Origin of the sequence: Texas Phoenix palm phytoplasma (genome assembly GCF_005774685.2) — a bacterium.
Classification (GTDB): domain Bacteria; phylum Bacillota_I; class Bacilli_A; order Acholeplasmatales; family Acholeplasmataceae; genus Phytoplasma.
Genome location: NZ_VBRA02000005.1, coordinates 1 through 15295 on the forward strand (window position 1 = coordinate 1; position 15295 = coordinate 15295).

Annotated in this window: 10 protein-coding genes and 2 pseudogenes; 11 read left to right on the forward strand and 1 reads right to left on the reverse strand. The window is 21.9% G+C overall.

What is annotated here, in order from left to right:
* Positions 1 to 234: 234 nt before the first annotated feature.
* The 6 genes and pseudogenes from FEF22_RS00555 to FEF22_RS00580 all read left to right on the forward strand — a co-directional run.
* A pseudogene (locus FEF22_RS00555) lies at positions 235 to 645 on the forward strand (HD domain-containing protein); the annotation flags it as partial.
* A gap of 767 nt (positions 646 to 1412) precedes the next feature.
* The gene (locus tag FEF22_RS00560) at positions 1413 to 1613 is read left to right on the forward strand and encodes a hypothetical protein (protein WP_138107868.1); all 201 of its coding nucleotides are present in this window, start codon (positions 1413 to 1415) and stop codon (positions 1611 to 1613) included.
* Between the two features lie 775 nt (positions 1614 to 2388).
* Positions 2389 to 3012 carry a hypothetical protein gene (locus tag FEF22_RS00565; RefSeq protein WP_138107869.1) on the forward strand — a complete coding sequence of 208 codons (624 nt, stop codon included), beginning with the start codon at positions 2389 to 2391 and terminating at the stop codon, positions 3010 to 3012.
* A gap of 7 nt (positions 3013 to 3019) precedes the next feature.
* Complete coding sequence (gene rsmA / locus FEF22_RS00570; RefSeq protein WP_246833686.1) at positions 3020 to 3847, forward strand: 16S rRNA (adenine(1518)-N(6)/adenine(1519)-N(6))-dimethyltransferase RsmA; 828 nt, start codon at positions 3020 to 3022, stop codon at positions 3845 to 3847.
* Positions 3848 to 4029: 182 nt separating this feature from the next.
* Positions 4030 to 4365 (forward strand): septation regulator SpoVG, encoded by a 336-nt coding sequence (gene spoVG, locus FEF22_RS00575; RefSeq protein WP_138107870.1) that lies wholly within the window; start codon positions 4030 to 4032, stop codon positions 4363 to 4365.
* A 167-nt stretch (positions 4366 to 4532) separates the two neighbouring features.
* Positions 4533 to 6530, forward strand: coding sequence for a heavy metal translocating P-type ATPase (locus FEF22_RS00580; protein ID WP_246833687.1), 1998 nt, complete (start codon positions 4533 to 4535; stop codon positions 6528 to 6530).
* A gap of 55 nt (positions 6531 to 6585) precedes the next feature.
* Here FEF22_RS00580 and FEF22_RS00585 read toward each other — a convergent pair whose 3' ends face one another.
* Complete coding sequence (locus FEF22_RS00585; RefSeq protein ID WP_138107871.1) at positions 6586 to 7179, reverse strand: lambda-exonuclease family protein; 594 nt, start codon at positions 7177 to 7179, stop codon at positions 6586 to 6588.
* A gap of 2340 nt (positions 7180 to 9519) precedes the next feature.
* On the opposite strand from FEF22_RS00585, the gene FEF22_RS02235 reads away from it, so the two are divergent.
* The 5 genes and pseudogenes from FEF22_RS02235 to FEF22_RS00605 form a co-directional block, all read left to right on the forward strand.
* Positions 9520 to 9654, forward strand: coding sequence for a hypothetical protein (locus FEF22_RS02235; RefSeq protein WP_282595953.1), 135 nt, complete (start codon positions 9520 to 9522; stop codon positions 9652 to 9654).
* 845 nt (positions 9655 to 10499) lie between these two features.
* Positions 10500 to 11159, forward strand: a complete 660-nt coding sequence (locus FEF22_RS00590; RefSeq protein WP_138107872.1) for a hypothetical protein — start codon at positions 10500 to 10502, stop codon at positions 11157 to 11159.
* Between the two features lie 575 nt (positions 11160 to 11734).
* Complete coding sequence (rny, locus tag FEF22_RS00595) at positions 11735 to 13300, forward strand: ribonuclease Y (RefSeq protein ID WP_246833688.1); 1566 nt, start codon at positions 11735 to 11737, stop codon at positions 13298 to 13300.
* Positions 13301 to 13358: 58 nt separating this feature from the next.
* Positions 13359 to 14129, forward strand: coding sequence for a TIGR00282 family metallophosphoesterase (locus FEF22_RS00600; protein ID WP_138107874.1), 771 nt, complete (start codon positions 13359 to 13361; stop codon positions 14127 to 14129).
* A gap of 56 nt (positions 14130 to 14185) precedes the next feature.
* Positions 14186 to 14413 (forward strand): annotated as a pseudogene (locus tag FEF22_RS00605) (isopentenyl transferase family protein); the annotation flags it as partial.
* Between the last annotated feature and the right edge of the window lie 882 nt (positions 14414 to 15295).

The following is a 15295-nucleotide window of genomic DNA, read 5'->3' on the forward strand; positions in this document are numbered from 1 at the left end:
AGTCGTAGGTTAATCAAATTTTCAATTGGAATATTGAAATGTAATGTGCTTACTAAAGAAAAAGTTAATAACTTTTACAAGGCGAAAGGGGAAACTCATTTTTTATGAGTAACCGCTACGTGCTTGGAAACTTGCTTGCGTGGTGGTGTGCGGGGCTTAGAAAAAATAAATATTAATAATTAATTTATTTTTTATTAAATTAAAACTTTCTAATTCTATCGCGATTATGGTTATATTTATTTTGAATATGTATTTTTAAAAAAATTGATTGATACAAGCGTTATGCAAAGGCTGAGAAGAATAAAACAATTAGGTTGTGTTAATATTGTTTTTCATGGAGCTGAGCATTCTCGTTTTACTCATAGTTTAGGAGTTTATGAATTAGCTAGAAGGTTTTTTGAAACTAATAATAAACTTTTAGAAAGAAAAAAAATATTTGATTTCAGAGAAAAATTACTTTTATTAACTACTGCTTTATTGCATGATATAGGACATGGTTCTTATTCTCATATTTTTGAAACTATATTTAATACTAATCATGAACAAAAAAGTGCTCAAATAATTATTAATCATCCTGAAATTGTTTCTATTTTAGATTCTATAGATGTAGAATTTAAATTTGATGTTGCTTCTATGGGCGAGAAAAGATGCTTAAAACATTAGTTATTTAACCAATTTCAACAGTTTTGATAATGCTGTACATCGTTTCTCTGGTTTTTAAAACGAAAGAATTAAAAATTAAAGCAAGAGAAAAAAGCGTATTGAGGTGGAACTATTAAACCAATATGATTTCGCAAGATGAATATATTTATGGAAAAGAGTTTTAAAACTCCTAAGAGAATAAAGATAAGAAAGGCAACTTCCTGTAAATAAAATATTTAAATTATTTTCAGTTCTGAAAATTTAATTAGAAAAATAGAAGCTAATTAAAATTATCATTCTCTTATGTTTAAATAAGAGATAAAAAATCAGAATTCACCTGATTATTTTTTAATTTTAATTAAAATAAAAAATGTTAGGTTATCTCTCCTAAAAGTATAAAGGTGGTGTTTTTAGTAACTTCTATCTCCCTAAACTTCTTACTTAAAAAAATAATTTTTTTATCATTATTTATTTAAAAGAGGCAAGGGAAAAGCAGAACCATAGTAGTCGTAGGTTAATCAAATTTTCAATTGGAATATTGAAATGTAATGTGCTTACTAAAGAAAAAGTTAATAACTTTTACAAGGCGAAAGGGGAAACTCATTTTTTATGAGTAACCGCTACGTGCTTGGAAACTTGCTTGCGTGGTGGTGTGCGGGGCTTAGAAAAAATAAATATTAATAATTAATTTATTTTTTATTAAATTAAAACTTTCTAATTCTATCGCGATTATAAATAAGGAACATAGATTTGTTTTATTAGAAAAACTTTTGTCTAGTCAATTAGATTTTGATAGATTAGATTATTTAAAAAGAGATTCTTTTTTTACTGGAGTTAATGATTCTATTGATTTAGATAGATTAATTAGAGGAATAGAAATATATAATAATAAAGTTGTTTTTAAAAAAAGTAGTATTAATTCAATAGAAAATTATATTGTTAATCGATATCATATGTATTGTCAGGTTTAGGGCGAGAAAGATGCATAAAATACTAGCAATTTAACCAATTGCAACAACTGTGATAATGTTGTACATCATATCTTTGTTTTATGGGATGAAAAGACTATAAAATACAGCAGAAGATAAAAGCGAATTGAGGTAAAATTATTTAACCAATATGATTTCGCAAGATGAAAGTACTCATGGATAAGATTTGAAATAATCCTAAGAGAAAAAAGAGAAGTTATGACATAACCTTGAAATATTAAAAATTTCTTAGTTTTTGTATTAATTTGTTTAAACTGACAAATTAAATTATCATCCTTTTTATAGGAAAATAGACAAAAATCCACCTATATATTTTTGGAATAGGTTATCTCTCCTAAAAGTACACGGTAGTTTTTTATAGTAACTTCTATCTCTCTAAATCCCTTATTTATTAATTTATTAATTAAATAAAACACCTAAGTTGGTGGGGACAAGGGAAAAGCAAAATCATAGTAGTCGTAGGAAACTTAAAGCTAAACTGGAATGTTTTAGTATAATGGCCTACCAAGGAGAAAGATAATAACTTTCACAAGGCGAAAGAGGAAACCATGTTTTTATATTATTTTTTAAAAAGATAAAGATTATTTTTTTAATATTTATTTATCAGAAATATAAAAAATATTTTTATCGATTTATAAAAAAATTATTAAAAAAAATTATATTTTTAATAAATACATATTTTATTTAGAAAAATTATCAATATATTATTGATAATAATATGAATAATAATTAATATTAAAAATGTTGTAATCGCTACGTGCTTGGAAACTTGCTTGCGTGGTGGTGTGCGGGGCTTAAGATAATAACTTTTAAAAAAATAGCTAAACGTCTTAATTCTATCGCGATTTATCATCCTAAAGTGATATCATATTCAATTATTTTAGAGAAAATTTTTCTCCGAATTAAAGATTTAATTGAAGAAGAATATAATTTTGAAGAGTTTGAAAATATTTTTTTAATTTTAAAAAAATTTTTAAAAAAACCCGATAATATATTTTTTTATTTAGAGTTAGATGATTTTTATATTAATAGTTTAATTGTTCATTTAAAAAATTTTAAAGATAAAACGTTATCTAATTTATGTAATGATTTTTTAAATCGTAATATTTGGAATTATCTTAAGAATAACATAATTCAGAAAAAAAATATTCATGATATTAAACAATATTATGGAAAAAAATCTAAATATTATACTTGTGAAAAAAGTATTTATACAAAAGCTTATTATGAAGATAAAGGAAATATAGGAGATCAAATTTTCTTATATAAAGATAATTTTTTTAAAATTAAAAGATTGAGTGAAGAATCTTTAATTATAAAAACTTTTATTACAAAAAAAAGAAAAAATTTGGAATATAAATTTTTTTATAGAAAATATTAAAATATTTATGAAAAAGATAATTAATAAAAAACATATATTTAAAAAACAATATGGTCAACATTTCTTAAAAGATATTAACTTATTAAGAACGATAGTTAATTCTTCTAATTTAGAAAATGAAAATGTTGTTGAAATTGGACCTGGAAAAGGAGCTTTAACGCAATTTATTGTGCCTAAAGCTAAACAATTTTTAGCTTATGAAATAGATTCTTCTTTGAAAGAATTTTTAAAATTTGATTTATATTCTAATTTTAATATTATTTATGATGATTTTTTAAATAGAGATTTGAAAAAAGATTTTTATAAATATTTTAAAAAGGAAAAAGTTATTTTAATTGGTAATTTGCCTTATTATATAGCTACTCCTTTATTATTTAAAGTTTTGTTTTTATCACAAGTAAAATCATTTACATTTATGTTGCAAAAAGAAATAGCATTGCGTATTTTGTCTAAAGAAAAATTAAAATCATTTAATTTTTTAAGTGTTATTTTTCAATCTTTTACTAAGATTCAGAAAATTAAATTTGTTAAAAGAACTATGTTTTTTCCTGTTCCTAAAGTTGATAGTATTGTTTTAAAATTTGAAAAAAAGACATTCGATAAACAAAGGCAATATTTTTTAGAAAATAAATTTTTAAAATTTGTCAAAGCTTCTTTTATTCAAAAAAGAAAAACTTTAATTAATAATTTAAATATTTATTTCAATATTTCTAAAATAGAACTTTTAAAATTTTTTGATAAATATCAAATATCTTCTAATATTAGAGCTGAAGAAATTGATGTTATAACTTTTCAATTTATATCTGAATCTTTTTTTCTTTTTTTTAATTTATAGAAAATTTAATTATTATATAAATAAAATATAAATAAATTTAATAATTTTTAAAAATTTATTTATAAAATGTTATTTTTAAATAATATGATAAAATATTTTGTAGATATCTATAATATTTTTATTTTTTTTTAATAAAAAAATATAAAAAATAAAAAAATAATATATAGGAGAAAGTTGTAAAAATGCAAGTTACATACGTTAGAATTAATTTACATGATACTAAAAGTAGATTAAAAGGAATTGCTTCTGTTACATTTGATAATTGTTTTGTAGTTCATAATATTAAAATAATTCAGGGAGAAAAAAATTTATTTATTGCTATGCCAAGCGTTAAAAACTCTAAAGGAGATTTTTTAGATATAGCTCATCCTATTAATGCAGAAACAAGAAAACAAATTGAAAAAGAAATTATAACTTCATTTAATAAGAAGTTGGAAATAAACAAACAAGAAGAAAAAGAAGTTAATGATAATAATAAAAATAATGTTAAAGAAAATGAAAATTATTTAAAAGAATAAAAATAAAATTTATAAATATTTTGTTTTTTATTTTTTTGTTTATTCTAATATATAAAAATTTTTTAATTCTTTTCTTAATTATTTTTATTATTTTTATTAAAAAAAATAATTATAAATATAATTTTTAAGTTTTATATATTACATTTTTAGAGGGAGGAAAATACATATTGGACATTCGTTGTTGTAAAGATTATCAAAGTGTTGATTTTAAAGCGGAGAAACAACAAAAAAGATATGTTTTTCTTTTAATTTTTGGAATTTTAATTTATTTTTTTATTTTTCTGCCTTTAGAATTTTTTTCTGATAAAAACGATTATTATTTTTTAAGATTATTTATAACTCTAATTATTTTATTGCTAACAGGTTATCACGTAATTTCTGAAGGTTTTATAGAGACTTTTAATAATACTAAAAAAAATAATAATTTTACTCCTAATATTCATGTACTAATGACTTTAGGCGCTTTAGGTTCTGTCTTTTTTTTACAAGAATTTAATGAAGCTATTTTACTTATTATTATTTTTTCTGGAGCTAATATTTTAGAAGAAAAAATAGAAAGAAAAAGTCAACAAGAAATAAAGAATCTTTTAAAAAAAGCTCCTACTGAAGCTAGATTATTAAATTCAAAAGAAAATAATTTTGAATTTGAAATTATAGAAGCTAAAAAACTTAAAATAGGTGATAAAGTTTTAGTTTTAAATGGTGATCAAATACCTTCCGATGGAATAGTTGTTTATGGTTTTTCTTCAGTTGATGAATCTAATATTACTGGAGAAAGTGTTCCTGTAGAAAAAAAAATCGGTGATAAGGTTTTTGGTAGTAATATTAATTTAGAAAATACTTTAGTAATTCAAATTACTGAAGTAATTGAAAAAAATGTTTATTCACAAATTATTAAATTAAGTCAAAATATTAAGAAAAAAATTTCAAAAAAAGCAATTTTAATTAAAACATTAGAGCCTTTTTATATTAAATTTATATTTTTTGTTACTTTTTTGCTTTTTTTTGTCAGTTTTATTAATTATTTTTTTCAATTAAATATTTCTTATTGGGAATTTAAAAATATTTTTTATAAAAGTGTTATTTTTATAACTGTTTCTTCTCCTTGTGCTTTGGCTGCAGCTGATATTCCCGCTACCTTATCTGCTATTTCTAATTTAGCTAAAAAAGGAATTTTATTAAAAAGCGGAAAAATATTAGATATTTTTTCTAATATTGATGTTATTGCTTTTGATAAAACAGGAACTTTAACAAAAGGAGAATTAGAAGTAAAAGAAATTGTTTTTAGTTCAGATTTAGATTCAAATCAGAAGATAAAATATTCAGAAATTTTATTAGGAATGGAACAAAAATCTAATCATCCTTTGGCTTTTGCTTTACAAAGATATTTTGATAAAAAAATGAAATTAAATTTTTTTTCTGATTTGGAAATAGTCCAATTATTAGGAGTTGGCGTTGAAGCTACTGATTCTAATGATAATAAATATAAAATAGCTAAATATCATGTTTTTAGACAATATCAATGCGATTTAAAAATTAAACAAAAAACAGATGAATTGTTAAAAAAAGGTTATACAGTGGTTTATTTTAGCCATAATGAAAAAGTTTTAATTTTAATTTCTTTTTTCGATTTTTTAAGACCAGAATCTAAAGATGTTATTAAATATTTTAATAAAAACAAAATTAAGACTATTATGCTGACAGGAGATAATGAAAAAGTTGCCCAAAATATTGCTAAAAATTTAAATTTGGATTTTTTTGTTTCTAATTGTTTGCCTGAAGATAAAGTTAAATGTATAAGAAATATAAATAAGAATGACAATAATATTGTTGCTATGGTTGGAGATGGTGTAAACGATGCTCCTGTTTTAGCTCATTCAGACGTAGCAATTGCATTAAAACAAGGTAGTGATGTTACTATAGATTTAGCAGATATTGTTTTGATGAAGAATGATTTAAGAAAAATTATTTATACTCATAAATTGTCATTAAAGTTAAATTATATAGTTTGGCAAAATATTGTATTTGCTATAATTGTAATATTTTTACTATCTATTATAAATTTCTTTTTTCCAATGAAATTGCCTTTTGTTGTTATTGCTCACGAAGCGAGCACTATTTTAGTTATTTTAAATTGTTTAAGACTTAAAAAAGATATTTATTAATAAAAAAAATCATATAATTATGATTTTTTTTTATTAATAAATTATTTTAAATTTTTTATTTTTTTTTTGTTTTCATTAAATTACGGTAATTTTCTAATAATTTTTTATAATTTCCGCATTGTAATATCATTTTTTGAATAAATTCTTCATCTAAAAAAACTTTTTTAATTACATAATCTTCGTCATTTGTATAAACTAAAAAATAAGCTTTTTCAGATTCAGAACAATAAAGTCCACATTGTATTTGTGCCCAATAGTATTTAGGTATTTCTCCTTTTGAAAAAAATTCTTTCCAACTAACACTTGCTTTATTAAGAGGACATTTAATTTCTAAAATAGTTTTTGTTTTTTCATCATAACCATCTAAAGAAGCAGAAAAAAAATTTCTTATAAAAACAGATGGTTCATAATTTGTTTTTTTTTTAATTGAAAAAAAAAGATTAGCTTTTGGTTCTGTTTTTTTTCCATGTTCCATAGCTTCATTTGTTACAAATTTGCTTCCAAAAATTTTTTTTTTAATTAAGTTTTCTTGAGTTTCATAAGGATTTAAACCCATAATTGTTCCTACTTCAGAAGCATTTACAAAATTTTTTCTATGTTCAAACCATTCATAACTATTTTGTTTTAAATTTATTTTTTTTCCTTGCATTTTTTAATTCTCTTTTATAATTTATATTTTAAATTTATATTTTATATATATGAATAATATCAAAATTTTTATTATAAATAAATAATAAATTAAAAATAAATTCAAATTAATTTATATTTTAATTTATTTTTAATGTAAAAAAACCATTACTATATTATATAATAATAATTGAATGGTTATATTTTTTACAAAAATATAATTATTTTAATTTAAAAATAATTATGTTAATTTTATTATAATTAAAATTTATTTTTATTATTTTATTTATTATTTAGAATTTCATAATAATTTTTTTAATTTTTTTGATGGATCTATATTAATAATTTGTGAATTTTTAATTTTATTAATTAATTTATTTATAAAATTAAATCAAAACAAACCACAAGAAAGATATTAATTAAACTAAAATTAAGGGCGCTAGTTCGAGCATAAATTAAAAAGGAACGAAGGTACCTTGATTCTCGTGAGGGCGCGAAAGAAGCCTAATTATCAGTGATTTAACGAGTCACAAACACAATGATAATGTGTTAATTTATATTCTTGGCTTTTGAAACGAAAGAATTAAAAGTTACAGCAAAGAATAAAAGCATATTGAGGAGAAATTCATATCCAAAATATTATGCGAAAATAAAGATTCACATGGAAAACCTTAAAAAGGCTAAATGCAATAAATGGTGCAATTATATAGCTTAACAGAAATGAATTGAAACTGTTAGTCAAATTTATATTTGAAAATTATATCATGAGATTTTCAAAATTATCATTGTTCTTTAATAGAACAAACGGGCAACAGGTCCAGTAATTTGAACCTACATAGCTTTTCTTATCTATATTAAATTTAATAAATTTAAAATAGATAAGAAAAGTTAAAGCATGCATACCTAAATGAGTCATACGGAGATAATTGGAGTAACTTCGATCTTCCTACATCTATTTTTTAAATTATATTAAATGAAAAAATAATTAATAATTTTAATATTATTAAAAATTTATTGAAATATTTCAAATTAAAAAATGCAAAGGTAATTTGCATATTTAAAATAATAGTTAAGGAAAAAGCAGAATCATAGTAGTCGTGAGAAATTAAAAGCTTCTTTTGAAATAAATAAGTGAACTGACTCACCAAGGCAAAGGGTAACAACCTTTACAAGGCGAAAGATGAAAAATAAGTTTTTTTTAAAAAAACTTATTTAACCGCCGAATGCTTGGAAACTTGCTTGTTCGGTGGTGTGGGGGGCTTAGTATAATAAATTTATATTATATATAGTAATATAGTAAGCAAATATATTATTTATAATTATTATATATAATCTAAAAAAGTTCTAATTCTATCCCGAATTAATAGAATCGCTCAACAGATTAACCTGAGTTCGAAAGAACAATAAAGGGACAATAGCATATCTGTAAAGCAACTCAAAGGTTTCAATCGTTAAATTATTTTATTAGTATAAAATGTTATCCTTTTAATAAAGTTGTGAGAGTAAGATAAAATAAGGTTGAATGATTTTTTAATCGTGAAGAGCTGAGTATGGTTTTAATTTTGGCTTCTAATAAAATAGAATATAATTTTTAACGATAAAAACCAAAATTTTTCAAATAGAATGCGCATAAATATTTTATTAATTGATATTTATAATTATTATCAAAAAAAAATTTTTTGACATCGTTTCTAATCCAAGAGAAATATAAAATTTTAAAAATTATATAACTCTATCGTAAGACTCCAACCGCTATTTATCAATAACCTATAATTTATAGCTACCTAGGAAAACCTAAAACCCATGATAAAAATTAATAAAAGAAATTAATTTAATCTATATTTTATTTATGAAGAAATTGAATAGGGTCATGGTTGCAGAGCTAACATAGTAGTCGTAGGAGTAATGTTCTATCAGGGAAAATGGGAAAGCCATTTACAAGGCGAAGGAAGGCAGAGAGATTAAAATATATTAATACAAAAAAAAATTCAAACTTTATCAAAATATTTATTTAATTTAGTTTTAAATCTTATAAAGAAAGAAATGTTAAGTAAAAAATTTAATTTTGTTAAAATAAATTTTTAAAAAAAATTAAATATTTATAATTTAATTTTAAAAAAAAATTATACAAATTTAATTTAAACTTTTTAATTATTTAATCAAATATTGAAAAAAGGTTAATTTTTAATCTAAACATTCTTTGATAATTTATATCTTTGAAGGTTGAACTTGGAAAGCCGTATGCGTGGAGACATGCCTGTACGGTTTGGGTGGGGGCTTAACAAAATTTAATGATTTATTAAATTAATGTTTTTTCTATCCACATTCATTATCAGTTTAATTATAGAGTGAAAAAAACATTTTGACGAGAAATTTACCTTTTAAAAATATTATTATTTTTTCTATTTTTATTTTTATTATTTTTATATCTGTTTTTGTTATGGTTTTTTTAAATAATTATCAATCAGAATCAGTTTGTGCGCGAAAAGATATTTAATTATTAGTATTTTAACGCAATACTATCATATATTTTAATAAAATAACATATGATAATTCATATTCTTGGCTTTTTAAACGAAAGAATAAAAAGTTACAGCAAAGAATAAAAGCGGATTGAGGAGAAATTCATATCCAACAAGATTACGCAAGAATAATGTCTCTCACACGGATAACCTTTATTAAAAAAGGCTAAATGCTTAAAATGGTGTTTTAAATTCTGAACTTAACAGAAATGAATTGAAACTGTTAATCTTATATATTTGTAATTTGTAAAACTGAAATTTCAAATATTATTTATTTTTTAAAAAAAAATAATAATATTAATAATTTTTTATTTATTATTAATTTAGAACCTACTTTATATTATAAAAAATTTAAAATATAATAGTCTGCATGCCTAAATGAGTTGCGTAAATAATTAGAGTAACTTCGATCTTCCTAAACTTCTCTTAGAGAAAAATATTTTCTAAAAAAAACATAGAATGGTCTATGGAAGCAAGGAAAAAGCAGAATCATAGTAGTCGTGAGTAATTCAAAGTTTCTTTTGGAAGAAAGAAGTGCACTGACTCACCAAGGCAAAGGGTAACAACCTTTACAAGGCGAAAGATGAAAAATAAGTTTTTTTAAAAAAACTTATTTAACCGCCGAATGCTTGGAAACTTGCTTGTTCGGTGGTGTGAGGGGTTTAGATTAATATCTATTAAGTAGAAAAACGGTCTAATTCTATCTCGATTATCAGAAGAATCAGAAAATATTTTATCTGATGAATTATTAGAAAATATTTCATTTTTATCTCAAGAAAATCAAGAAAAAGAAAACGAAATTGATTCATTTAACGAATTATTGAAACAAGAAGATGATAATAATTCTTTAAAAGATATTGTTTTTGATTTATCAAGTAATATTGAAGATTCAGAATTGTTTAAATCTTTAAAAGATAAAGTTAAAGAAAAAGTTAAAGATACTATTAAAGAAACTGGAAAAAAAGTGACAGATAAAGTTATTAGTCAAATTGATAAAAAGTTTAATAATAATAATACAAAAGACGTTTTATCTTCTAACGATAATATTTCTAATGATAATAATTCTAAATCTAATAATCCAAAAACAAAAACAAATAAAAATTCTAATACTTCAAAAACAAAACAAAATAAAAATTCTAATAATTTAAAAACAAAACAAGATAAAAATGTGAATAATTCAGATATTTTAAATAAAAAAATTCCTTTGAGTAAAGATTTAGTTATTGATAATAAAAAAACAGTTATTGATTCTAAAAATCTTAAATTACCTGTTAAGGAATCAGATATTTTAAATAAAAAAATTCCTTTGAGTAAAGATTTAGTTATTGATAATAAAAAAACAGTTATTGATTCTAAAAATCTTAAATTACCTGTTGTTGTGAATTCTAAAACTCCTAATTTTGTTCCTAAAAATAATATTCGTTTTTCCAAACCTTTTTATGGTAACAGAATTTTAGGTTCACGTTTTATAAGAATGTAATTATATAGTATTTTATTTTTTTACATTAAATTTTTTTATTTTTAATTTTAAATACATGATATTAATTATCTTTGTATAAAAATGATGTTTTTAATAATAATTTTTAACAATTTATTAATTTAAGAAAATTACTTTTTCTAAAAAAGATTCATCATCAAATTTATTTTTTATTTAAATAATTAAAAAATCATTTTTTTCAATATTTTAATATCATGTTTTTTTTATATGTATAAAATATAATTATAATATAAAAAAATTAATAAGAAATTTAATTTTTTTGTTTTTGAAATTAATTAAGTGAATATAAATAAAACTAAAAAAATATTTATTAAATTTTTAGTTTTTTATAAAATAATTTATTTTTTGGCATTAATCTTTTGATTATTGTCACAAATTATACTATACTTTATAATAAATGTAATGTTTTTATAAACATTATTTTTTATATAGGTTTGTTCTTTTTTAAAGAAATAAAAAATAATTATTTTATATCAGAAATAAATTTAAATTTAGAATTTATAAATTGAATGATTAAATAATTTTCAAAAGAGCACATTTATTTAAGGAAAAAAATGATGAATAGTTTCGTTTTGTTTTGTTTTTTTATTGTTGTTTTAGTTGTTATAAATGTTTTTTTTTATTTTATTTTGAAAAGAATAAAAATGAAAAAATTAATTGGACAAAATAATAAAAACATTGCGGAAGAAATATTAAAATCTCGGTTGGTTTCAGAAAAAATAATTTCAGATACTGAAAAAAAAATTTCTTTATTAAAAAAAGAAGCAGATAATGATTTGAATCAAAGAAGAAAAATTATTATTAATTTAGAAGAAAAAATAATTCATAAAGAAGAATTATTGGCCAATAGAATGAAATATCTAAACGATAAAGAGGAATTATTGTATGCTAAAGAACAGAAAATAAATAATAACCAAAGACATATTGAAAAACTTCATAATAAGGCGCAAGATATTATAAATAAACAATTGATTAAATTAGAAGAAATATCTTTTTTAACTTTAAAACAAGCTCAAGAAATTATTATGAAAAAAGCAAAAGAAAATATTTTTCACGAAATGAATAATTATATGAAACAAAAAGAAGAAGAATTTAAATTTCAACTTAAGAAAAAAGCTAAAAATTTGTTAGTTTCTTCAATGCAACAAATTTCTAGAAGTGAAAATATTTTTAGTCATAACATTAGTATGGTTTTTTTAGAAAAAGATGATTTAAAAGGTCGTATTATAGGAAAAGAAGGAAGAAATATTAAAACTTTTGAAATTATAACAGGAGTGGATTTAATAATTGATGACGTTCCTAACACAGTTCTTTTAAGTTCTTTTGACTCTGTTAGAAGAGAAATTGCTAAGAGAACTTTAGAGGAATTGATATTAGATGGCAGAATAACTCCGGCTAGTATTGAAAAAACATTTCAAAAAATGTCTATTGAAGTTGATAATTTTATACAAGAAATAGGAGAGGAAGCTGTTTTTGATACTAAAGTAGGTTTCATGGATGAAGAATTAATTAAATTATTAGGTAATCTTCATTTTAGAACTAGTTATAGTCAAAATATTTTGAATCATTCTTTGGAAGTATCTTATTTAGCTGGAAAACTAGCTGCTGAAATAGGAGAAAATGAAATTATAGCTAGAAGAGCTGGTCTTTTGCATGATATTGGTAAATCTTTAGATTATCATACCGAAGGTAGTCATGTTAAGATTGGTATTGAATTAGCTATTAAATATAAAGAACCTGAAGAGGTTATTGATTCTATTGCTTCTCATCATGAAGACAAAGAGCCTAGCACTATAATAGCTATTTTAGTTTCTATTGCGGATACTATAAGTTCTTCTAGGCCCGGCGCTCGTAAAGAGAATATTGAAAGTTATTTTCAACGAATAACACATTTAGAAAAAATAGCAGATGAAATGGAAGGAGTTTCCAAATCTTATGCTATTAGATCAGGAAGAGAATTAAGAGTAATTGTGAAGTCAGAATATGTAGATGATTTATCTATTTTTTCTATGGCTAAAAACATTAAAGAAAAAATTAAAAAAACTATTAAATATAATGGCATTATTAAAATTACTGTTATTAGAGAAGTGAGAGCAGTTGAAATGGCTGAAATAAATAATTAATTTTTTAAATTTTGCTTTATTTTTATATAAAAAATCAAAATTATAAAGGAGAAAATTAATGAATATTCTTTTTATTGGAGACATTTGTGGAAAGCCAGGCGTGGATTATTTAATAGAAAAAATTAATTTTTTAAAAAAAAAATATAAAATTGATCTTGTTATTGCTAATGCTGAGAATGTTGATAATGGAAAAGGATTAGATTATCGTAATTATCGAACTTTAGTTTTGTCAGGAGTTGATGTCATGACTATGGGAAATCATACTTGGAATAATAATGAATTAAAAAGTTTTATTGATAAAACATATATTATCCGACCTTTAAATTTGAAAAGTCCTGCTGGAAGTGGTTATAAAATAATTAAACATAAAACTAATAAAATACTTATTATGAATGTTTTAGGTAGAGTTTTTATGAATAATAATAATGATTTATCTTGTCCTTTTAGGCATGTTGAAAAAATTTTAAATTTATGTCATCGTAAATATAAATATTCTTTTTTAGATTTTCATGCTCAAGCTACTAGCGAAAAGATAGCCTTAGCATATTATTTTGATGGAAAAATAGATGCTATTGTAGGAACTCATACTCATATTCAAACTAATGATGAAAGAATTTTACCTAAAAAAACTCTTTTTATTTCTGATGTAGGTATGACAGGTTCTTTAGATGGAGTTATTGGACAAGATAAAAATATTGTTATTAATAATTTTTTAAATAATAAACAAAAAAGAAAACAAAAAATTGCCCAAGGAAAAAGGCAATTAAATGCAGTGTTTATAAGTTTAGGTAAAGAAAAAAAGATTTTTAAAATAAAATTGAATGAATAAAATTTAAAATTATTATAAATAATTTTATATCAAATTCAAGAGAAAAGGTAATTATTATGAAAAAGGTTATAGTTATATCAGGACCTACTGCTTCAGGAAAAACTGATTTGTCAGTTAAATTAGCTAATTTATTTAAAGGAGAAATTATTAATTCTGATTCTGTACAAATTTATAAAAAATTTGACATTGGTTCTTCTAAAATTAAAGAAAAAGAAAAAAAAAATATTAAACATCATTTATTAAGTTTTATTCATCCTGAGAAAAAATACAGTATTTATGATTTTGGGCGCTAGTTCGAGCATAAATTATAGAGGAAATTAAGGTATCCTCATTCCTTATGATAATAGGAAAACTCAACGAATTAACTAGAGTTCGAAAGAATAAATAGGAAAATAGCATATTCGTAAAGCGATGATAAAGATTAAAATCATTAACAATTTAATTAATTGTTGTCTTTGGTTTTCGCAAGAGTAAGATAAAATAAGGTTGAACATTAGTGAAGAGCTGAGAATGGAAAAGTAGTTTTAGGAAATTTTAAATGATTATTAAAAAAAATTTTTACCTAATTAATAGAAGTTAAATAAATATTTTGGAAATTGATATTTATTATTATCATAAAAATCTTAGAAGAAAATTAATTTTTTTAAAGATTTACTTCTAACCCAAGATAAATTCAAAAAAATTAATTATTTTTTATAAATAAAATAATTCAAAATAATTATCTATCATAAGACTCCAACCGCTATTTATCATTAACCTACCATTTATAGCTACCTAGGAAGACCTAAAACCCATGATTAAACAATAAGACATCAGTTTAATCTATATTTATTAAGAAATTGAATAGGGTCATGGTTGCAGAGCCAACATAGTAGTCGTAGGAGTAATGACCTATCAGGGAAAATGGGAAAGCCATTTACAAGGCGAAGGAAGGCAGAGAGACGAAACAAAATAATATAAATTATGTTGTTTTGAGTATTTAATCTATTTTACAAACTAATATTATTTGTCCAGTAGATTATGTTATATCTAAATAATTAAAGAGTGATGAACTTTAAGAGTTGAACTTGGAAAGCCGTATGCATGGAGACATGCCTGTACGGTTTGGGTGGGGGCTTATTGAAACCTAGTAAGTAATTATTAAGGCGCAATATTTCTATCCACAT